This window comes from Schaalia odontolytica (assembly GCF_005696695.1).
GTDB lineage: Bacteria > Actinomycetota > Actinomycetes > Actinomycetales > Actinomycetaceae > Pauljensenia > Pauljensenia odontolytica_C.
This window is the reverse complement of record NZ_CP040006.1, coordinates 1,450,233-1,470,810: the sequence shown is the minus strand read 5'-3', so window position 1 is coordinate 1,470,810 and position 20,578 is coordinate 1,450,233. Positions and strand designations below refer to the sequence as shown.

Here is a 20,578-nt window from a genome sequence, read left to right as displayed (position 1 = left end):
TTAGAGGAGAACAGTAGAAAATGGCACGTGTTAAGCGTTCTGTCAACGCCAAGAAGAAGCGTCGTACCGTACTCGAGCAGGCCTCCGGCTACCGCGGCCAGCGCTCGCGCATGTACCGCAAGGCCAAGGAGCAGGTCACTCACTCCTTCGTCTACTCCTACCGCGACCGCAAGGCTAAGAAGGGCGACTTCCGTCGTCTGTGGATCCAGCGCATCAACGCTGCCTCCCGCGCCCAGGGCCTGACCTACAACCGCCTCATCCAGGGCCTGAACCTGGCTGGCGTCGAGGTCGACCGTCGCATGCTGGCCGAGCTGGCCGTCAACGACATCAACGCGTTCAACGCCCTGGTGAAGGTCGCCAAGGACGCGCTGCCCGCCGACATCAACGCCCCCAAGGCCTGATAGGTGAGCTTTTCCGCCGAGCGCCTGACCGTCCTCGATAATCCCCGCGCCGATCGCGTGCGCAGGGTGTCGGGTCTGGTCGGGCGCTCGGCGCGTTCGCGCTCGGGTCTGATGCTTGTCGAGGGGCCTCAGGCAGTGCGTGAACTTGCTGCGCACCGACCGTTTGCGGTGCGTGACGTGTACGTCCGCGAGGACGCGTGGGAGACGCACGCGGACGTCGTGGACGTGGCCCGCCGCGCCACGCGCTGGGTGCATCCGGTGACCGCCGAGGTCTCGGCGGCCCTGTCGGGGGACTCGCAGGGCATCTGCGCAGTCGCCTCCCTGGATGCGCTGTCGCGCGAACTGCCTGAGCCGAGCGTTGGCGAGACGATCGTCGTGCTCGCTCAGGGGCGCGACCCCGGCAACGTTGGCACGATCATTCGCACGGCCGACGCATTCGGCGCGGTCGGTGTCGTGGTCGTCGCGGGCACGGTGGACGCCGCGAGCCCGAAGGTCGTGCGCTCGAGCGCCGGCTCGGTCTTCCACATTCCCGTGTGCGTGGTTCCGTCCTTTGCCGAAGCCCGCGCTCTCATTCACGGTCGCAGTGCGGCCCTGCTGGGCACCAGCGGTGGCGCCGGTTCGATCAGCCTCTCCGACCTCCTCGTGCAGGGAGTGTCGGCCCGCTCGCGCCTGTCCCAGTCGCACGCGTGGGTGTTCGGCAACGAGGCGCGGGGCCTGTCTGGCGATGAAATGCGCCTGTGCGACGCGCTCGTGTCTATCCCGATGACGGGTGATGCTGAATCTCTGAACGTGGCCAGCGCGGCCGCGACCTGCCTCTTTGCCTCCCAGACCGTGCGAGGCGTCGAAAACTGAGGCGCCTTCGCGGCGCGGTGCTGCGCCCGCGACTAGTCTGGTTCCTATGAAGTTAGCTGAGCTGTCCGAGGCACAGTTGGTGTCTCATTTCCGCGAGTCTTTCCCGCGCGGCGAGCGCACTATGATCGGTATTGGTGACGACTGCGCCCAGGTCGCGGCTCCCGAAGGATCATTTATCGTGACGACGGACGTCATGGTGGAGGACCAGCATTTCCACCTGTCGTGGTCGACCGGTTACGAGGTCGGTGCCCGCGTTGCCGCCCAGAACCTCGCGGATATCGATGCGATGGGAGGACGCCCCTCGGCGCTCGTTGCCTCGGTGGTGGCGCCGCGCGACATGGACGCGGACGTCTTCCTGGATGTTGTCCGAGGCCTGGGGGACCGCGCGCGCGAGGTTGGAGCTGGTGTGGTTGGCGGCGATCTGAGCGCGGGGGAGAAGCTCGTCATTTCGATCACGGCCTTCGGCTATTGCCCGGGTCCGGTGGTGCGCCGTGACGGCGCGCGCCCCGGAGATGTCGTGGCGGTCAGCGGCACCCTCGGATACTCCTACGCCGGCCTCGATCTCCTGGAAGGTGGGTACGTCGATGCCTCGTCGCGTGGAGTTGAGCAGCTGGGCGATCTGGCACCTTTCATTGAGACGTACCGTGCGCCGAGGCCTCCGCTGGGCTCCGGCGTGGCCGCTGCGGCTGCGGGCGCTCGCGCCATGATGGACCTGTCGGATGGGCCCGCAACTGACGCGGCGCGCATTGCCAAGGCCTCGAGTGTCGTCATCGAGTTCGATCGAGACGCCATCGAGGCGGAGGCGAGCCGGCTGGCTCCCGCCGCCCGCGTCTGCGCGGTCGATCCGGTGCGGTGGGTCCTGCAAGGGGGAGAGGAACACGGGATGATCGCCGTTTTTCCGCCGGATGCGCAGCTGCCCGAGGGATTCCGCGTTGTCGGCGCGGTGCGAGCGTGCCTGCCCGATGAGGAGCCGCAGGCGATGATGGATGGGGCGGTCCTGCGCGGGGCGTGGGATCATTTCTCTGCCGATTCCGTAGACTAGTGTGATGTGGGCCGCCGGAGTCTTTGTTTGTAGACGGGGAAGTGAAGCGGCGTGACGACCAACGATTGGAGTACATCAGGATGACCGCGTTGACTGAGGGCACCCCGGCCTCGTCTCGACCGATGTCGCGCGTGGCGCGCAAGCTCGCGGAGTCGTCGGAGGAGATTCCGGCGACAGCCGGACTGTCCCTGCCCGCGCTGCAGGGTGACGCATGCGTTCCGCCGACGAAGGCCCTGCCCGTCGTCGATGCGGAGACTGACGTCGACGCCTGACGCCGGTCAGCGTCTTGCCTCACTGGGAAGCAGTATGTGGTACGTCCGCATGTTTGCGACGGTCGCACCGTAGAAGTGGTGTGCGGCGTGATCGTCCAGCATATGGCGGCCGCAATTGTTTATTTGATGAAGAAAATACCGTGTGAGAAAATTTAGCGGTTTCGGTGTGGCCAACCTCAGCAGCGGCACCGCAGCGCCTCCCCATCGGCGCGTACAACAGTGAGGATTGAGAGATGTCTGAGCAGCACTACGATGCGAATCAGGGTGCGGTGCCCCCGCCCCCGGCCCCTTCCCAGAGCCCGACGCCTCCGCCCGCTCCGATCCCCCAGAATGTGGTTGCTCCGGCTGTCGCAGTCCCGCAGGCGGGCGTGACCTTTACGCCGATGTCGGATAAGAGCCGCCGTCGCATCAAGCGCATCGTCGTCGGCGTTGTGGCCCTCGTTGTGCTCGGGGTTGTCGCAACCGTCGCCTTGGCGATCGCGAACTGGACGCGCACGCCCGAGGCGCAGGTTCGCCAGTATCTTGATCTGCTCGCGGACGGCAAGGCCGCCGCTGCGACTGCGATGGTCGATCCGGGGCTGCCCAACGATCAGCGCGGTTTCCTCTCCGACGAGGTCATGGCCTCGTCGAGCGCCCGCATTGAGGTTGAGGACGTGACCGTGGATGATGCGGAGCACTCGAAGGAACGGGTGGTGACGGCGACGATGCGCCTCGACGGCGAACGCTTCACCCGATCCTTCCGCGTCAGTGAAGCGAAGAAGACCTTTGGGCTGCTGAAGAACTGGAAGATCCAGGATGCGATGGTCGCTCGCGTGGATGTGCAGGCAGACAACGTCACGCACTTCTCGATCGGCGGCGAAAAGATGTCGGTCGCGACGCTGAAGGAAGCCCCGAGTAGCTCCATCGTGCTCTACCCGGGCGTCTACACGTTCACCCCGGAGGAGACGGGCGAGTACATCGATGCTGCGCCCAAGACCATTTCGGTCAAGGCAGCAACGGGTTACGACAGCTCCTACTACGGTGGAACGGTCGAGCTGAAGGGTACCTACAACGACAAGATGGCTGCCGCCGCGCTCGATGCTGCGGCTGCGCTCACGAACTCGTGCGCGACCGTCCCGGGCAACATTGACACCGCCTGCCCGAGCGCGGTTCAGTCCCGGACCCTGGCCCTCCTGCAGGTCAAGACGATGCCCACGGCCATGAAGGCGACGACGGATGAAGGCGGTGTCTATACCGGCGAGGCAACGTTCACGATCCAGGGCATGGAGAGCTGGGACAAGCAGCGTGACGTGACGTCCCGGGTGACCGCGACCGTGAAGACCGATAAGGATGGCAAGCTCGAGTTGGACGCTTCGGGCAAGCCCCAGTTCGAGGTTCGATTCGGCTACTAAGGCCCCGAATCACGCCATTGATGCACCGGGTATGCGGACTTGACGAAAGAAGTTCGCATACCCGGTGGCGCATAAACGGTTGCGCGCTATGATGGGTTGTTGGTAACTCTGTCACACCGAACATGGAGCAGCCCGCATGAGCAACGATGCTACTAAGGCAACGAGCACCCGTCGGCCCGGCCGTCCGAAAGCCGGTAGCGAGGATAAGAAGGCACGCATCCTGTCGGAGGCACTCACCCTTTTCTCGACGCAGGGCTACGTGGCAACCTCGCTTGCAGACATCGCGCGTGCCTCAGATATTTCGAAGGCGGGGCTCCTGCATCACTACTCCTCGAAGGATCAGCTGCTCGCGGCCGTCCTGGACGAGCGTGATCGCCGCATTGTCAGCCGACTCCCGCGCCCCGAGGAGGGGGCCGAGGCCGCGCTGGATGCCTGGGTGGACATGGTGGCACACAATCAGCGCCATCCCGACGGAGTGGCGCTCTACACGGCGATGTCGGCTGCCGTCATTGATTCGAAGCACCAGGCGCATCCGTGGTTCCGCGAGCACCTGATCGGTGCGATTTCCTACCTCGTTGAGGCTTTCGAGCATGGCAAGACCACGGGCGAGGTGCGTGAGGACGCTCCGAGTGAGCAGATCGCGCGCCGCCTCGTTGCGATATCGGATGGGCTCCAGGTCCAGTGGCTCTGCTCGCGCGCGGACGGTGGCCGTGCGCTCAATATGCACGAGGTCATGGCTGGTGTCGCCGTCGACATGAAGGAGCGGTGGCTCGTTCGCCCCGAGTGAGGCGGGGTGTCGCCGTGCAGGGCCACGGCTCGTGTGTGAGAAGCGACACTTGATATCTGACTTTGTGGGCGTTTCTTGCGTTTTGGGGCTTAGGTCCCTTGCTTGATCGTCGCGTCGTCTTGCGATGCCCGCACAGGTGAGCCTTATGCGCGTTACGATGGACAAACCAGCATCCTTCACAACGTCGGGAGTTTTGCCGAGCGTGTCCAGCGTTGATGCTCCGCGCGAGGCTGAGAATCCGTCGCTCATCCACGCCTGGAGGTCTACGCATGGCGAACGCCGCTGTTCCCACCCCGTCCCACCACGATGCCAGCGCTCGACGCTGCCCCGACGACCTATGGGCCTTGGGGGAGCGGGCGATCATTCGAGCCCGCCGCTGGGCCGACGAGTCGGCCCATGAGCCTACGCCCCAGTCGGCCAAACTCCTGTCTCGTATCCTCGCCGATCCGGACGGACTCACCTTCACGACCCGATTCGTCGATGATGTCGTGCGCCCCGCGGACCTGGACGTAGCCAGCGCAGCCATGAAACGCCTGTCGGCAGGGCGTAAAAACTTCCTGCCCCCGGCCCTGGCTGCGGCGATGGGCCTCGGCTCGACAGCATCGCTCCTCGCCCCGCGCACGGTGACGGCGGTGGCCCGACGTGTATTCCGCGAGATCGTCGGTGACCTCGTCGTCGATGCAACCGACAAGGGCCTGGGGCCCGCGCTCGCCCGCCTGCGTCAGGGCGGCCACCGCCTGAACGTGAACCTCCTCGGAGAGGCGGTTCTCGGCGAGAAGGAAGCGTCTCACCGCCTGGCCGAGGTCTCGCGCCTCGTGACCCGCGAGGATGTCGACTACGTGTCCATCAAGGTCTCCGCGGTGACAGGCCCCCACAACCCGTGGGGCTTCGAGGAGGTTGTCGACCACGGCGTGAGCGCGCTCCTGCCCCTCTACCGCCTTGCTCGCGATCACGGGACCTTCCTCAACCTCGACATGGAGGACTACAAGGACCTCGACCTGACGATCGCGGTGTTCACCGCCATCCTCGACCAGCCGGATATGCGCGGCTACGAGGCTGGCATCGTCCTCCAGGCCTACCTGCCCGATTCGCTCGGTGCGCTTCAGCGTCTCCAGGAGTGGGCGCGCGCACGCGTGGACGCGGGGGGTTCGCGCATCAAGGTCCGCATCGTGAAGGGCGCGAACCTGTCCATGGAGAGGGTGGATGCCGAGATTCACGGCTGGGAGCTGACGACCTGGCCGTCCAAGCAGGCCACCGACACCAACTACAAGCGCATGCTGAACTGGGCGATGACGCCCGAGCGCACCCGGGCGATTCGCTTGGGAGTGGCCGGACAGAACGTCTTCGATATTGCGTTCGCCTACGAGCTGCGGGCAGCGCGCGGCGTCGAGGACAGCGTCGAGTTCGAGATGCTCTCCGGCATGGCCACCGGCATTCAAGAGGTCGTGCGTCGCGATGTCGGCTCCCTGCTCCTGTACGTCCCGGTCGTCAACCCCCGAGAGTTTGACGTCGCCATCTCCTACCTGGTGCGCCGCCTCGAGGAGAACGCCGCACCTGAGAACTTCATGTCCGGGGTCTTCGACATCGCCACGAATGAGGACGTCTTCGCCCGGGAACGCGACCGTTTCCTCGCCGCGCTCTCCGACGTTGATCCGGACGCCCCCTTGCCGGTTCCCAACCGCGTCCAGGATCGTCTGGCCGAGCGCGAGGCCGGGGTTCCGGCTGAGCAGGGGACCCTCGCCGAGCGCGCGCGTCGTCCCTTTGTCTCCGAACCGGATTCAGATCCCGCCCTGGCGGCCAATCGCCAGTGGGCCCGCGAGATTTCTGCGGCCATCCCCGCCTCGACGCGAGGTGTGGAAGCCGTGCGTGCCGGCGCGCAGGCCCTGGCCACACACGAGGCGGTCGACGCCCTCGTCGAGGCGAGTACCAAGGCGGCGCATGCCTGGCAGGCCCTGGACCCCGAGGAGCGCGCAGCTGCGCTGCATCGCGTCGGCGATGTCCTCGCCGCGCGCCGGGGCGAGCTCATCGAGGTCGCCGGATCTGAGGCTGGCAAGACCATTGATCAGGCTGATCCCGAGGTGAGCGAGGCGATCGACTTCTGTCATCACTACGCGGAGGCCTCGTTGCAGCTCTCCGATGAGACCTATATGGCGGGTGCCCGATTCGTACCCGTGAACGTCACCGTCGTTGCCTCGCCCTGGAACTTCCCCGTGGCTATTCCCGTGGGCGGCGTCGCTGCCGCTCTGGCGGCGGGCAGTGCGGTGATCCTCAAGCCGGCCCCGCCGGCCAAGCGTTGCGCCGCGGAACTCGTCGCGGCTTTCCACGAGGCGGGGGTTCCCCGCGAGCTGGTCGCACTCGCCCCGCTCGAGGACGGCGACGTATCGCGCTACCTGGTGACGCATGAGGGGGTTGATCGCGTTGTCTTGACGGGCTCGTACGACACGGCCCGCCTCTTCCGTTCGTGGAAGCCCGACATGCACTTGCTGGGCGAGACGAGCGGCAAGAACGCCATCATCGTCACGCCGTCCGCTGACCCCGATCTGGCGGTGCGCGACATCGTTCATTCGGCCTTCGCGCACGCGGGACAAAAGTGCTCGGCGTCCTCGCTGCTGATCCTCGTCGGATCTGCGGGGCGCTCGAGCCGTATCGCTCGCCAGCTCGTGGATGCGGCCGCCTCGCTGCGCGTGGGCCTGCCGGCATCCTTGGACTCGCAGGTCGGCCCGGTTGTCGTCCCCGACGACGAGAAGGCCGTGCGAGGCCTGACCACCCTGGGAGAGGGCGAGCACTGGGTGCTCAAGCCCCGGTACCTGGGTGATGGGCTGTGGACCCCGGGCATCCGCGCGGGCGTGGTGCCCGGCAGTGAGTTCCACCTGACCGAGTACTTCGCGCCGGTCCTCGGCGTCATGCGCGTCGACACCCTCGAGGACGCGATCGAGGCCGTCAACGAGGTCGACTACGGACTGACCTCTGGCCTCCATACTCTCGACACGGCTGAGTTGGCGGCCTGGCTGGAGGGCATCGAGGCCGGCAATCTCTACGTCAACCGCGGGATTACCGGCGCGATCGTTCGCCGTCAGCCTTTCGGCGGCTGGAAGCGCTCCGCGATCGGGTCAACGACGAAGGCTGGCGGTCCCTCCTACCTGCTGGGTCTGGGCGAGGTCGTGCCCGACCGCGATGCGATGGCGGGGGAGTCCAGTCATTCCGTGGAGACGCTCGATCCGAGTGTGCTCGCCCTGTGTCGTGCGGCTGGTCCTTTCCTGAGCGCGGACGATGCGGCCGAACTGAGCCGTGCCGTCGCCGCCGATGGCGCTGCCTGGGCATCCGATTACGGAGCCAACCGCGACGTTACCGGCATGGCCTGCGAGCGCAATGTCCTGCGTTACCGTTCCACGCCGGTCCTCGTGCGCGCCGGGAGTGGGACTGCCCTCGCCGACACCGTGCGTGTGCTGGCAGCGGGCGTCCTCGCGGGTGGCCCCATCGGGCTATCCGTTGCCGATGAGCTTCCGGCTACCATCCGGGAGCTGCTGGAGGGCTGGGATATCGAGGTGACGGTCGAAGACGCGCCCTCGTGGGATTCTCGCCTGGCGATGGTGGCGAACTCCGGTGGCCTGGGCATGCGCGTGCGTGTCCTGGGGCCGCGCGATGAAAGCTCGCAGCAGCGCTGGGCGGACGCAACCCGCGCGAGCGGTGGCAGCCCCGACGTCGCCCTGTACACGGGTGCCGTCACGGCCTGGCCGCACTCGGAGCTGCTGCCGTTCCTGCGCGAGCAGGCAGTGTCGATCACGAACCACCGTTTCGGAACCCCGCTCGACCTGGCCGCGGATCTCCTCTGAGCCTCGCCTCCTGAGAGTGGACGGGGAATCCAGACACACAAGGTATGGGTCAGCGCCCGCGACGAGAAGTCGCGGGCGCTGACCCATACGCGCTCGGGGCGCAAGTAATGGGGGAGTAGATGAAATAAACGCCGGAGGGGCGAGCCTTTTGGCTCGTCCCTCCGGCGTTACGTCAGTGTCGACTCAGATCGCGCGGGCGACCTTGTCGGACTTCAGGCACTTGGTGCAGACGTTCAGGCGCTTGGGCGTCCCATTGACAAGGGCGCGAACGCGCTGAATGTTCGGATTCCACCGGCGGTTGGTGCGAACGTGCGAGTGCGACACGCTCTTGCCGAAGCCGGGTCCCTTACCGCACACGTCACAAACGGCAGCCACGATGTTCTCCTCGGTATGTCTTCCAGTTCAGTCTTTGTCTCCGCGCTTGCGGAGAACGCATCCTTCGGTGCTTGAACCGAAGGCAACCATGACAGAATAGCGGACGAACCACGCTTTCAACAAGTCGCAGCCGATCTGGGTCGTGTCAGGTCGCACACACCGAGCCGCGCAGGGACAATGGGAGGGGGCTGAAAGGGGAGTCATGGAACTGAATGCGTCTGTCATCATCGAGGCGTGTCGCGCTGGGGCTGAGGAAGCCGCCAGGCTCGCGCCCTTCCTCGATGACCTGGACGGATGGGACGGGGCGGACTGCGACACGGGCTCGAATGGTGCGGCGACGATGGCTGCGCTCGAGGCCGCTATGGACTCCCTGGACCCGCGTGCTCACCTGCGCGACGCGCTTGAAGCGGCCGTGGAGACGATTATCCGCCGCGGCCTTGGACACAGCGGCATGGCCCTCGGAGCTCTTTTCGAGGCGTGGGCCGGCGCTCTCGGGGACGAACACCATGTCACGCCTCTCGTCCTGCGTCGCATGCTCGCCGTATCCCTGAGCCCCGTGGCCTCCTCCATCGAGTGGTCCGACGCCCTCGTGGAAATGCTCGGCGGTGCGGTGCGCGAACTTCAGGACCTGGGGGCGACGCTCCCGGAGGTTGACGACGTTTTCTCTCGTTTCTCTTCGCAGGCGCAGATCGGCCTCGTTGAGGCGACGAACGAGGCGACGGGGCGTATCGACCCCGGTGGTGCTTTCATCGCCCTGGTCCTGGCCTGCATCGACGCTTCGATGCGAGGCGACGCCGGAATCCTTCAGTCGTTCACCGCCATGCTGGCCGACCTTGCCGAGCGCCATTCGCGTGCGCCCGAGGCTGCCTCCCCTCCGCCCGGCCGCGACTTCACGGTCGACATCATCCTGGAGGGAACCCAGGAGGACCTGGATGCGCTGCTCGCGCGCCTCGGTGGTCTGGGGGCGCGCCTGTCCTACGTGGGCAGGGTTGATCTCTTTGGCATGGGGGAGTGGAGGCTGCACGTCGACACCTCCGCGCCGCTGGCCGCGCACCCTACTTCGGGGCAGGTCATTCGCTTCCAGGTCTGCGACGCCCGCCCGGACGCGCAGATCGGTATCGATGAGCTGGCCGACGAGGGCCTGAGCCACCGCGGCGTGCGCCTGCTGCAGCGCCGCCCGATGCGCCGCGTCGAGCGTGCCCGCGTCATCGCCTGCACCAGTGCCCCCGGCCTCGTCGAAGATCTCGCGCGCGCAGGAGCGGTCGTGTTCTTGGACCTGAGCTCTGGGGACGCTGCGGGCATCGTGTCGGCGGCTACCTCGCGCACGGGCGTGACCCTCGTAGCCACGTGCGACGAGGCCAGTGCCTCCCTGGTCGGTACCGTGGCCTCGGTGCTGCCCTCGCCCGCCCCGGGTGTTCCGGCGATTTTGCGTGCGGGTAGTCGCGATGACCTCGACGTCCTTGCCGTCGCGCGAGCCTGCGCCCCGCTGTTCGTGCCCCAGCCGGGTGGTGTTGAGGCCGCTCCGACGCTGGCGCGTATGCTACGCGACGGCGCACACGACGCCCTCGCCTCGTGCGCGAGCGCCCCGCTGCCCCCTGGCGGCGACCCGGAGGGCATCGCCGAGGCCCTGGCCGAGGCCTCACGCAGTGGCGGTGATTCCTGGCGCCTCCTTATTTCGCGCGACGACGACGGCCCCTACACCGTGGCCACCGTTCGCCAGCTGCTCTCCACGCGCGACGCGTCGTCGACGATCGACCTGGAGACCTGGGACGGCGGGCAAAGCGGGCCGAGCCTGGTCGCGGGGTGCGCCTCGTGAGCGCACTCGACGTCCCCCTGTCCCTGCGCCTGCCGAAAAAGACGGCGAAGGCCCTCGAGGGGGCGGGTGTGGCGACGGTTGGTGACCTGCTGCTGGTCGCGCCGCGGCGCTACTACCACTGGGGTCGCCTCACGCCGCTGGCCTCCCTGCGCGTAGGCGAGGACGTGACGATCCTCGCCGAGGTCGCCGGAGCACACCTGGTCGCCAACCGATCCGGCTCGGGCGTGCGCTTGGAAGTCACCCTTACCGACGGCGTTCAGTTCCTGTCGGCGACCTTCTTCGCGAAGAACCAGTACAAGCTCGCCCCCATTGAACGTCTCCTGACGCCGGGGCAGTCCTTCCTCTTCGCCGGCAAGGTCGGGGCCTACCGCGGCAAGCTGCAACTCACCCATCCCTCCTTTGAGGGCGTGGACGGGGAGGACATCGAGCGCATCGCCTCGCGCCCCATCCCGATCTACCCGGCGACCGGATCGCTGGCCTCGTGGGCGATTGCCCGAGCAGTTGGCATGGTGCTGGACCACCTGGACGATGCCGATGTGCCCGACCCGGTTCCCGCCGACGTCCGCGAGCGCGCTGGTTTCGCCTCCCACGCCGAGTGCCTGCGCGCCCTGCATCAGCCCGAGACGGACGAGGACTACCAGCAGGCGCGCAAGGCCCTGGCCTTCGCCGAGGCCTTCGTCCTCCAGGTGGGGCTGGCCGCGCAGCGCAGGGGCGCTCGGGCCGTGGCGGCGCTGGCCTCGCCGATCGACGCGCCGCTGTGCGAGCGTTTCCGCTCGTCGTTGCCTTTTGAACTCACGGACTCCCAGCGCGAGGCCGTCGCCCAGATCGGGGCCGACCTGGCCGGCGAGGTGCCGATGCAGCGGCTCCTGCAAGGAGATGTGGGATCGGGCAAGACCGTCGTCGCGCTCAGCGCCCTGCTCCAGGTGGTCGCCGCCGGTCACCAGGGTGCGTTCGTCGCGCCGACCGAGGTCTTGGCGGAGCAGCACGCCGCCTCCCTGCGGGTGCTCCTGGAGCCCCTGAGGGCGGACGCCCCGGACGTTCGCCTGCTGACAGGTTCGACGCCGCCCGCCGCCCGCCGCGAGATTCAAAGCGCGATGAACGCGGCAGAGCCGCTCATCGTCGTGGGAACCCATGCTCTCTTCCAGGAGAGCGTGCGTTTCGCGGACCTGGCCCTCGTCGTCGTGGATGAGCAGCATCGCTTCGGCGTCGAGCAGCGAGCCGCGCTGCGCGGGGCGCGCGAGGACGGGCGCGCGGTTCACGAACTCGTCATGACCGCGACCCCGATTCCGCGAACGATCGCCATGACCGTCTTCGGAGACCTCGACGACACGCGTATGAGCGGCATGCCCTCGGGGCGCACCCCCGTGGCCACCTACCTCGCCGACAGTGCGAACGCCGCGTGGGTGGAGCGCACCTGGGCACGGGCCGCAGAGGAGATCGCCCAGGGGCGTCGTGTCTACGTCGTGTGCCCGCGCATCGACGCCTCCGATGACGTCGCCGACGCTGAGGAGGAAGGCGCACGCCCCCTCGCCTCCGTTGAGGAGGTCGCCGCGTACCTGCGCTCCCACCCGGCCCTGTCCGGCATCGCAATCCACGAGCTGACGGGACGCACGCCCTCGCCGGTGAAGGCGCAGATCATGGAGGATTTCTCCGCCGGGCGCGCGCCCCTCCTCGTCGCCACAACCGTCATCGAGGTCGGCGTCGACGTGTCGGAGGCGACCCTCATGGTTATCCTCGACGCCCAACAATTCGGCCTCGCCCAGCTCCATCAGCTGCGCGGGCGCGTCGGACGCTCCTCCCTGCCCTCGCTGTGCATCGCCATGCATCGCCACGAACTCACGGATTCGGGCAGGGCACGCCTCCAGGCCTTCGCGGACACGACCGACGGCTTCGAGCTCGCCGAGGCCGACCTGCGCCTGCGCAAGGAAGGCGACGTGCTTGGAGCCGGCCAGTCGGGCACGGCCACCCACCTGCGCTTCCTGTCAGTGCGCCGCGACGAGGCGCTCATCCGCCGCGCGAAAGGCGAAGCCGAAACCCTCCTGGAACAGGACCCGACGCTGGAGCGCCACCCGGACCTCGCCCGGGCGCTGCGCGCCGCATCGGACGGACAGATCGAGTGGATGCAACGCTCCTGAGGTGCGCCCGGTAGGGTAGGGGTATGACCAGAATCGTCGCAGGCAGCGCCAAGGGGCGTACCCTCGCCGTGCCCAAGTCCGGCACCCGTCCCACCTCCGAGCGGGTTCGCGAGGCTCTCTTTTCGCGCCTGGACCATATGAACGTGCTGGACGGGGCGACCGTCCTCGACCTCTACGCCGGAACGGGTGCCCTCGGCCTGGAAGCCCTGTCGCGCGGAGGTGCCCACGCCACCCTCGTCGAAAAGGCTTCGGCCGCCGCCCGCGTCGCCTCCGCGAACGTTCGCTCGACGGGGCTGCCGGCCCGCGTCGTCACCGCCGACGCGCGCACCTACCTGGGAGCGCGCAACGGGGAAGCGCTCGCGGGAGACATCGACCTGGTCTTCATCGACCCGCCCTACGACATCGCCGAAGAGGACATGACGACGGTACTGGCCTCCCTCGGCCCCTGGATTGGTCCCGATGCCCTCGTTGTCGTCGAACGCTCCACGCGTGCGCCCGCTCCCACGTGGCCGGATTTCCTCGTCCTCGAGGACCAGCGCACCTGGGGCGAAACCGTCGCCTACTTCGCCGGTCCGCCCCTGCCCAAGGACGAATCCGCCGATGGCACGCAGCCCCTCGAGGCCGCCCAGGCCTCGTCGAGCGCGGAGGAGGAAGACTGATGATCGCTCTGTTCCCCGGTTCTTTTGACCCCTTCACGAACGGGCACCTCGACGTCGCCGAGCGTGTCTGCGCCATCGCCGACCGCCTCATCATCGGCGTCGGAGCGAACCCCGCCAAGCGCGGCCTGATCGCCCCCGAAGAGCGCGTCAGGCTCATCCGGGAGGCCACCGGCCACCTCGGCGGCGTTGAGGTCGTCCTCCTGCAGGGTGCGACCATGGACGAGGCCTCGCGCCTGGGAGCCACGCTTATCGTCAAGGGCGTGCGCTCCTCGATCGACGTGGACTACGAGGCCCCCCAGGCGGTCTTCAACCGTGAGATCGGGGGCGTCGACACCTGGTGGATTCCGACCCGTCCGGGCCTTGCACACGTCTCGTCGAGCGCCGTGCGCGAACTCGTGGGTCTGAAAAAGGATATTTCTCGGTATGTCCCTCCAGCGATTGAGCGATTTTTGACCGACAATAGAAGCTGAATAATGCCCGGTGGAACGCAGGAGGCAGCCATGGCTGACACGACCGACAACCAGACTCAGGACGAGTGGAACGAGGAAACCGTCTACGGTCCCTCCACCGTGATCGCCGCCCTCGACCAGATTGAGGACCTTGTCGAGTCTTCGCGTGCGGTGCCCCTGTCGGCCTCGATCATGGTCAACAAGGCCGAGATCCTCGACCTGCTCGACCAGGCCCGCGAGGCTCTGCCGGAGGACCTCGTGGCCGCCGATGCCGTCGTCGCCGACGCGGACGCCGTCCTGGGACGCGCCGATTCTGCCGCCGAGACCCGCATCGCCGAGGCAAACTCGCGCGCCTCCTCGACCCTCGACCAGGCCAACGAGCGCGCCGCTCAGATCCTCGCCGATGCTGAGGAAGAAGCCGAGCGAACCCGCTCGCGCGCAAACGACGAGGCCACCGCGCTCGTTTCGCAGGCTCGCTCGGATGCCGAGGCCACGATCGCCGACGCGAACGCTCAGGCCGCCCGCATCGTCTCCACCGAGAACATCGTGCGCATGGCCGAGGATCGCGCCCGCGAGATTGTCTCCGAGGCCAAGCGCTCGGCAGCCTCCCTGCGTGAAGGCGCGGACGACTACGTGGCCTCCTCGCTGGACGAGCTTGCCCACCTCATCTCCGACCTCGCGCGTCGCACCGACGCTGGACGTCGCACGATCGCGGAGCGCCGCGGCGTCGACGTTACCGATGTGGATCTGACCAATGAGTGACAATTCCCTGACCCTGTCCCTGGCGCGCCTGCCGCGCGCCCTGGGATCGACGCTGCACCAGGACCTCGTGTGGGTGACCCCCGACGACCTGGGCACACCCTCCATGTCGGCCGTCCCCGGCGTCCCCCTGGACGTGTCGGTGGACTTCACCAGCGTCGAGGACGGCGTGCTCGTTCAGCTTGCCACCTCCGTGGATCTCATCGGGGAGTGCGTGCGCTGCCTCGACGAGGTGCGCGACCATCACGACGTCTCCAGCGCGGAGGTCTACTTCGAGGCCGACGCGCCCGCCCTGACCCCCTCCGAGGACGACGAGGAGGTCGAGGACCTGTTCGTCATCGGCGAGCGCGACACCGTCGACATCGAGACGCAGCTGCGCGATGCGATCGTTCCCCTCGTGGATCCGCGCCCGCTGTGCAGCGAGGATTGCGCGGGCCTGTGCGACGTCTGCGGCGAGAAGTGGGCGGATCTGCCTTCCGACCATGAGCACTTTGTCGTCGACCCGCGCCTGGCATCCCTGGCCTCCCTGCTGGGCGACGACGCCGAGCCGGGGCGATCCTGATGAGTCGTTCCAAGCACCTGCCCGTTCCTCCGCGTACCGACACGGAGGCGCTGGTGGAGGCGTGGGGGACCCGCATCGACGCCCCACTCCTGCAGCTGGCGCTCGTGCACCGCTCCTACGCGAACGAGGCCGGGGGCATCGCGAATAACGAGCGCCTCGAGTTTCTGGGCGACTCGGTCCTGTCGATCGTGATCGCGCAGAAGCTCTACGAGGAGTACCCGGACGTGGCAGAGTCGGACCTATCGCGTATGCGTGCCGCGACCGTTTCCCAGCAGCCCCTGGCTGCCGCCGCCCGCCGCATCGGCCTGGGTGACTTCGTGTTCCTGGGCAAGGGCGAGTCGATGCACGGCGGACGCGATAAGGATTCGATCCTGTCCGACACCTTCGAGGCTCTCATCGGCGCGACCTATCTGACCAGCGGCCTGGAAGAGGCGCGCCGGGTCATCCTTGAGCGCCTGAGCTTCCTCCTGGTGGACGCCCCCTCGCGCGGCCAGCACCAGGACTGGAAGACGATCCTTATCGAATACGCGCAGGCTCAGGGCCTGGGCGAGGTCTCCTACGAGGTCGAGGGGGAGGGGCCGGATCATCAGCGCGTGTTCACGGCCCGCGCTTTCGTCTCCGCGCGCCCCGATCCGATCGGCTCGGGGCAGGCCTCGTCGAAGAAGCACGCGGAGAACGCGGCCGCGCAGGATGCGATGAGCCGCCTGTCTCCCGAGAAGTAGTAAGTACACGAGGGCGTTTGCCCTCCCGACGGTTAGAATCGACACGTGAGTGAAAATACGTCTGCGCGTACGCGCGTCATGATCATTGACGACCACGAGATCGTTCGACGTGGCATTGCCGAGATCGTCGACCGCGACGACGACCTCGAGGTTGTCGCCGAGGCCGGCTCCGTTGCTGATGCCGTGCGTCGCGCCGACCTGGTGCGTCCCGACGTGATCCTGGTGGACCTGCAGCTGCCCGACGGCACCGGTATCGACATCATGAATCGACTGCGTTCCTCCCACCCGCAGATCCTCCCCGTCGTGCTTACCTCCTTCGACGACGACGAGGCCCTGGCTGAGTCCCTCGAAGCGGGTGCCCGTGCGTACATCCTCAAGACCGTGCGCGGCGCGGAAATCACCGACGTGATCAAGGCGGTCGCTGACGGTCGCGTGCTGCTCGACGAGCGCACTCTGACGCGTCGCCGCGTCGATCACGAGGATCCGACCGCCGACCTGACGCCGTCGGAGCGCAAGGTCCTGGACCTGATCGGCGATGGCCTGTCGAACCGCGAGATCGGCGAGAAGCTGGGTGTCGCGGAAAAGACCGTGAAGAACCACATCACCTCTCTGCTGTCGAAGATGGGCCTGCAGCGCCGCACGCAGGTGGCCGCGTGGGTGGCCGGGCAGAGGGCGGCGTCCTGGCGCAACTGAGCCACTGCCTCGTCCTGGATGGGGCGAGACGAACACGAGCGGGTCGGAATTATCCGGCCCGCTCGGCTTTTGTGTGCCGCGTTCGGCTTATTTCCCGCGCGTCTAGTTGTGTGCTAATCGGGGGTATCCCTGATTTGTGAGAAAGCTACTATCAAACTGGTTTATGGAAAAGCCCTGTGGGGTAACGTTCGCCTCATCCTCACCGTTGAGGACGGACACTGTCGTCCACCATTACCCCTTGAAAGGACACCCCGTGAACCTCAAGCGAATGCTTGCCGGTTGTGCGGTCGCTACGGCACTGGTGCTCGCACCCATGAGCGCCCCCAGTTTTGCTGACGCAGCACCAGCGCCTACCGGCGTCCCCGCAGCGGTACCACTGAGCTCCACCCCCAAGATCGCCAAGTGGCAAGAACTCCAGTACGGCATGTTCATGCACTTCGGCGTCTACTCCGTCTACGGCGGCTACTACAACGGCCACCGCCAGGGCATGGGCTACCCCGAGCAGATCAAGGCCTGGGAGAACATCCCCACCGACGACTACCTGCTCAAGGCCAAGGATCTGGCCGCGAACTTCGATGCCTCCGCCATCTGCAAGACGGTCCACGACTCGGGTATGAAGTACCTGATGATTACGTCGAAGCACCACGACGGCTTCGCCATGTGGGACACGAAGACGACCGACTACAACATCGTCAAGCAGTCCAACTACGGCAAGGATCCGATGAAGGAGCTGTCCACCGAGTGCAACAAGCTCGGCGTCAAGCTCGCCTTCTACTTCTCGATCATCGACTGGACCAAGCAGACCCCCGAGCCCTACGGCAACGTCAACCCCATCGATGAGGACCTGATGACAACCGTCATCAAGCCCCAGCTGACCGAGCTCCTCACCAACTACGGCCCGATCGCCGAGCTGTGGTTCGACATGGGCGGCCCCACCGCCGAGCAGTCTCAGCGCATGGCTCAGTGGGTCCACGAGCTCCAGCCCGAGACGATGGTCAACTCGCGCGTGTGGAACAAGGCCGGCGACTTCGAGGTCGGCGGCGACAACTCGGTGACCACGGACTTCCACATGGGTCCCTGGGAGTCGATTCGCTCGATCTACCCCGCATGCTGGGGATATTGCTCGTGGGCGAACCGCGACGATAGCGCGAAGAGCTACAAGGAACGCGAGCTGGTCAACAACCTCATCGGCACGGTCGCCTCGGGCGGCCAGTTCGCCTACAACATCGGCCCCAAGGGGGACGGCACGATCGAGGCCTTCGACGCCGGCGTCGTCACCGAGGTCGGCCAGTGGATGCAGCGTCACCCCGACGCCATTACGGGAGCTCGCCCGACGTGGTACCCCGCCCCCGCCTGGGGCAAGGTCATGACCAAGGGCAACGACCTGTACTTCTTCCCCGAGCTGTGGAGCCCCGGCAAGACGCTGACGCTTCCCAGCGTCGGTGGCCACGTCACCGGTGTGACCGTTGATGGCACCGACCGCTCCCTCGAGTTCACTCAGGACGGCACCACGCTCACGGTGACCATGTCGGGTGAGAACCCGGAGCCGAACCTGCGCCCCGTCGTCAAGGTCAGCTTCGATGCCGCACCCACCTATGTGCCCACGCAGACGGTCACCGCCGTCGACGGCGCGACCATCTCCTCGGAGCAGTTCTTCGGACGCGCCTCCGCACTGCGCTACTCCGGCGCACAGGCCTACGACGCCTACCTCGTGAACAAGACGGACAAGGCCATCACCGACCTCGCCCTGAAGTTCTCGGGCAACTTCGACGCCTCCACGACCTACAAGATCACCCTCGGGACCACCTCCATCGAGGTGACCGGCGCGCAGATTGAGGCCGGCGAAGTCGGCGAGGGCCTCAGCCTCGAGCCCGGCAAGGTCACGCCCATGCGCCTCGAACTGGCACACCCCTCCTACTACGCCAACCCGATCGGCCTGCGCTCCGTGAGCGCGACCCTGCACGTTTACGGCGAGAACGCGGCCACCCAGCCGCCCGTCATCGCCACGAACCCCTCCTCGGTCTCCGTCAAGGCGGGGGAGAGCGCCACCTTCACCGTCGTCGCCTCGGGCCGACCGGCCGCCACCATCCAGTGGTACCGCGTCCCCAAGGGCGCAAGCGAAGGAACGGCGATTCCGGACGCTACGAACGCCATGTACACCCTGACCACGACGCTCGAGGATGACGGCGCGCAGTTCTACGCCGTCGCCACGAACGCCAACGGCTCCACGACCTCCCAGCGTGCGACCCTGACCGTCACCAAGGGCAGCGACAACCTCGCACTCAACAAGACGGCCACCATGTCTTCGACCGGCTGGGGCGGTACCGCTTCGCGCGCCGTCGATGGCAACACGGACGGCGTGTGGGACAACGGCTCGGTCGCCCACACCGGCAAGCAGGCCAACCCCTGGTGGGAGGTCGACCTCGGCGAAACCCACCCCCTGGGTGTCGTCAACGTCTGGAACCGCTCCTCCTCTGACAACTGCCAGGGAATCTCCTGCGACCAGCGCCTGCACGACTTCTGGGTCGTCGCCTCCGAGACGCGCCTCGACGCTTCCTTCAACCCCGCCACGGCCGGCGCTGTTGACGGCGTCCATATGATCAAGGTCGACGGAGTCGGCGGCCGCCCGAGCGCGGTCGACTTCGAGGGCTTCGATGCTCGCTTCATCCGCGTCATCCAGCCCACTGAGTTCGGCGAGTTCGCGCTCGCGGAGGTCGAGGCCTTCGCGGCTGCTGCACCGACCCCGGATCCCGGCGATCAGGAACCCCCGGTCATCAAGCCGCTGACCGTCACCGCCAACCCCGCCGAAGACGCACAGATCTCCGGCGATGGCGCCTTCCGCACCGTGACGGCGAAGGAAGGCACGCAGGTCACGATCAAGGCCGAGGCGAGCGGCAAGCCCACCCCGACCCTGTTCTGGCAGATCAAGCGCGAGGGCACCGACTCGTGGGCCATCGTCGAAGAGGAGAACGGCCCCGAGCTGACCCTCACGATCGACGGAGAGAACAACGGCTCGGTCATCCGCGTCATGGCCATGAACGAGGCCGGGTTCGCTGAATCGGGTCTCGTGACCCTCGCCCTGGCCGAGGAGCCGGCACCCGAGCCCGAGCCCAGCCCGGATCCGACCCCGGATCCCGCCCCCACGCCTGATCCGACCCCGGATCCTGCACCCGCTCCCGATCACACGGTGGGCACCTGGATGAACGACGGCGCCGGCTGGTGGTGGAAGATCAGCGCCGGCGGCTACGCCAAGAACGAGACCCTCACGCTCGGTGGCAACGTGTACCGCTTCGACCAGAACGGCTACATGCTCACCGGCTGGGTCTACTGGGATGGCGCGTGGCGCTACCACAACGGCGCTGGAGCGCAGGTCACCGGATGGGTCAACCTGGGTGGCTCGTGGTTCTACCTGACGCCAGAGACTGGCGTGATGGTCACCGGCTGGCAGATGGTGGGAGACAAGTGGTTCTTCTTCGCCTCTAACGGTGTCATGATGACCGGCTGGCTCTACACGGGCGGCGCGTGGTACTACCTGGATCCGTCCGGCGCGATGCACACCGGCTGGCTTCAGATGGGCTCGCACTGGTACCTGATGAGCGACAGTGGCGCCATGACGATCGGATGGAAGCCGCTGGGAAGTACCTGGTACTACTTCGGTGCCTCGGGCCAGATGGCCACCGGATGGCAGCAGATCGGCGGCGCCTGGTACTACTTCGGGACCGGAGGCGACATGTACACGGGCGGCCACTGGATTGGGTGGCGCTGGTACACCTTCGGCAGTGACGGACGCTGGCTGGGCTGATGCTCAGCTGAGAGCCGGGAGATAACAA

General features: G+C 67.0%; 17 protein-coding genes. 16 read left to right on the top strand and 1 reads right to left on the bottom strand.

All coding sequences use genetic code 11. From position 1 onward, the window contains the following. Positions 1-20 precede the first annotated feature (20 nt). The 7 genes from rplT to FBF35_RS06420 all read left to right on the top strand — a co-directional run bounded on the left by rplT (position 21) and on the right by FBF35_RS06420 (position 8,578). Positions 21-401, top strand: a complete 381-nt coding sequence (gene rplT / locus FBF35_RS06450; protein WP_007587751.1) for a 50S ribosomal protein L20 — start codon at positions 21-23, stop codon at positions 399-401. Between the two features lie 3 nt (positions 402-404). After that, complete coding sequence (locus FBF35_RS06445; protein WP_060567457.1) at positions 405-1,253, top strand: TrmH family RNA methyltransferase; 849 nt, start codon at positions 405-407, stop codon at positions 1,251-1,253. A gap of 46 nt (positions 1,254-1,299) precedes the next feature. Beyond that, the gene (thiL, locus tag FBF35_RS06440) at positions 1,300-2,295 is read left to right on the top strand and encodes a thiamine-phosphate kinase (protein WP_060567456.1); all 996 of its coding nucleotides are present in this window, start codon (positions 1,300-1,302) and stop codon (positions 2,293-2,295) included. Between the two features lie 80 nt (positions 2,296-2,375). Next, complete coding sequence (locus tag FBF35_RS06435) at positions 2,376-2,567, top strand: hypothetical protein (protein WP_187348940.1); 192 nt, start codon at positions 2,376-2,378, stop codon at positions 2,565-2,567. 233 nt (positions 2,568-2,800) lie between these two features. Then, on the top strand, positions 2,801-3,958 hold the full coding sequence (locus FBF35_RS06430) for a hypothetical protein (protein WP_241772581.1): 1,158 nt from the start codon (positions 2,801-2,803) through the stop codon (positions 3,956-3,958). A gap of 136 nt (positions 3,959-4,094) precedes the next feature. After that, positions 4,095-4,745, top strand: coding sequence for a TetR/AcrR family transcriptional regulator (locus FBF35_RS06425; protein ID WP_060567454.1), 651 nt, complete (start codon positions 4,095-4,097; stop codon positions 4,743-4,745). 269 nt (positions 4,746-5,014) lie between these two features. Continuing rightward, entirely contained in the window at positions 5,015-8,578 is a 3,564-nt protein-coding gene (locus FBF35_RS06420) for a proline dehydrogenase family protein (RefSeq protein WP_060567453.1), read from the top strand. A gap of 183 nt (positions 8,579-8,761) precedes the next feature. On the opposite strand, the gene rpmB is transcribed toward FBF35_RS06420, so the two are convergent. Next, positions 8,762-8,953 carry a 50S ribosomal protein L28 gene (rpmB, locus tag FBF35_RS06415; protein ID WP_003792657.1) on the bottom strand — a complete coding sequence of 64 codons (192 nt, stop codon included), beginning with the start codon at positions 8,951-8,953 and terminating at the stop codon, positions 8,762-8,764. A gap of 202 nt (positions 8,954-9,155) precedes the next feature. Between rpmB and FBF35_RS06410 the strand changes: the two genes are divergently transcribed. From FBF35_RS06410 to FBF35_RS06370, 9 genes are all read left to right on the top strand, one after another. Further along, positions 9,156-10,769, top strand: coding sequence for a DAK2 domain-containing protein (locus tag FBF35_RS06410; protein ID WP_060567452.1), 1,614 nt, complete (start codon positions 9,156-9,158; stop codon positions 10,767-10,769). Continuing rightward, positions 10,757-12,904 (top strand): ATP-dependent DNA helicase RecG, encoded by a 2,148-nt coding sequence (locus FBF35_RS06405; RefSeq protein WP_082632902.1) that lies wholly within the window; start codon positions 10,757-10,759, stop codon positions 12,902-12,904. Before FBF35_RS06410 ends, FBF35_RS06405 begins: the two co-directional genes overlap by 13 nt. Positions 12,905-12,927: 23 nt before the next feature. After that, positions 12,928-13,563: a 16S rRNA (guanine(966)-N(2))-methyltransferase RsmD gene (rsmD, locus tag FBF35_RS06400; protein WP_060567451.1), complete on the top strand. Its 636-nt coding sequence runs from the start codon at positions 12,928-12,930 to the stop codon at positions 13,561-13,563. Beyond that, positions 13,563-14,033: a pantetheine-phosphate adenylyltransferase gene (gene coaD, locus FBF35_RS06395; RefSeq protein WP_060567450.1), complete on the top strand. Its 471-nt coding sequence runs from the start codon at positions 13,563-13,565 to the stop codon at positions 14,031-14,033. The genes rsmD and coaD overlap by 1 nt, the downstream gene beginning before the upstream one ends. Before the next feature lie 30 nt (positions 14,034-14,063). After that, a complete protein-coding gene (locus FBF35_RS06390) occupies positions 14,064-14,774 on the top strand; it encodes a hypothetical protein (RefSeq protein ID WP_034464377.1) in 711 nt (236 codons plus the stop codon). Further along, the gene (locus FBF35_RS06385) at positions 14,767-15,333 is read left to right on the top strand and encodes a YceD family protein (protein WP_060567449.1); all 567 of its coding nucleotides are present in this window, start codon (positions 14,767-14,769) and stop codon (positions 15,331-15,333) included. Before FBF35_RS06390 ends, FBF35_RS06385 begins: the two co-directional genes overlap by 8 nt. After that, on the top strand, positions 15,333-16,055 hold the full coding sequence (gene rnc / locus FBF35_RS06380) for a ribonuclease III (protein ID WP_060567448.1): 723 nt from the start codon (positions 15,333-15,335) through the stop codon (positions 16,053-16,055). The genes FBF35_RS06385 and rnc overlap by 1 nt, the downstream gene beginning before the upstream one ends. 78 nt (positions 16,056-16,133) lie before the next feature. Further along, positions 16,134-16,748: a response regulator gene (locus FBF35_RS06375; RefSeq protein WP_060567447.1), complete on the top strand. Its 615-nt coding sequence runs from the start codon at positions 16,134-16,136 to the stop codon at positions 16,746-16,748. A gap of 253 nt (positions 16,749-17,001) precedes the next feature. Next, positions 17,002-20,550: an alpha-L-fucosidase gene (locus tag FBF35_RS06370; RefSeq protein WP_060567446.1), complete on the top strand. Its 3,549-nt coding sequence runs from the start codon at positions 17,002-17,004 to the stop codon at positions 20,548-20,550. Positions 20,551-20,578: the final 28 nt, after the last annotated feature.

Coding starts and splice junctions, on each gene's coding strand:
- rplT (WP_007587751.1), top strand. CDS start 21: ATGGCACGTGTTAAGCGTTCTGTCAACGCCAAGAAGAAGCGTCGTACC.
- rnc (WP_060567448.1), top strand. CDS start 15,333: ATGAGTCGTTCCAAGCACCTGCCCGTTCCTCCGCGTACCGACACGGAG.
- FBF35_RS06425 (WP_060567454.1), top strand. CDS start 4,095: ATGAGCAACGATGCTACTAAGGCAACGAGCACCCGTCGGCCCGGCCGT.
- FBF35_RS06420 (WP_060567453.1), top strand. CDS start 5,015: ATGGCGAACGCCGCTGTTCCCACCCCGTCCCACCACGATGCCAGCGCT.
- FBF35_RS06430 (WP_241772581.1), top strand. CDS start 2,801: ATGTCTGAGCAGCACTACGATGCGAATCAGGGTGCGGTGCCCCCGCCC.
- FBF35_RS06410 (WP_060567452.1), top strand. CDS start 9,156: ATGGAACTGAATGCGTCTGTCATCATCGAGGCGTGTCGCGCTGGGGCT.
- FBF35_RS06385 (WP_060567449.1), top strand. CDS start 14,767: ATGAGTGACAATTCCCTGACCCTGTCCCTGGCGCGCCTGCCGCGCGCC.
- rsmD (WP_060567451.1), top strand. CDS start 12,928: ATGACCAGAATCGTCGCAGGCAGCGCCAAGGGGCGTACCCTCGCCGTG.
- coaD (WP_060567450.1), top strand. CDS start 13,563: ATGATCGCTCTGTTCCCCGGTTCTTTTGACCCCTTCACGAACGGGCAC.
- FBF35_RS06435 (WP_187348940.1), top strand. CDS start 2,376: ATGACCGCGTTGACTGAGGGCACCCCGGCCTCGTCTCGACCGATGTCG.
- FBF35_RS06375 (WP_060567447.1), top strand. CDS start 16,134: ATGATCATTGACGACCACGAGATCGTTCGACGTGGCATTGCCGAGATC.
- FBF35_RS06390 (WP_034464377.1), top strand. CDS start 14,064: ATGGCTGACACGACCGACAACCAGACTCAGGACGAGTGGAACGAGGAA.
- thiL (WP_060567456.1), top strand. CDS start 1,300: ATGAAGTTAGCTGAGCTGTCCGAGGCACAGTTGGTGTCTCATTTCCGC.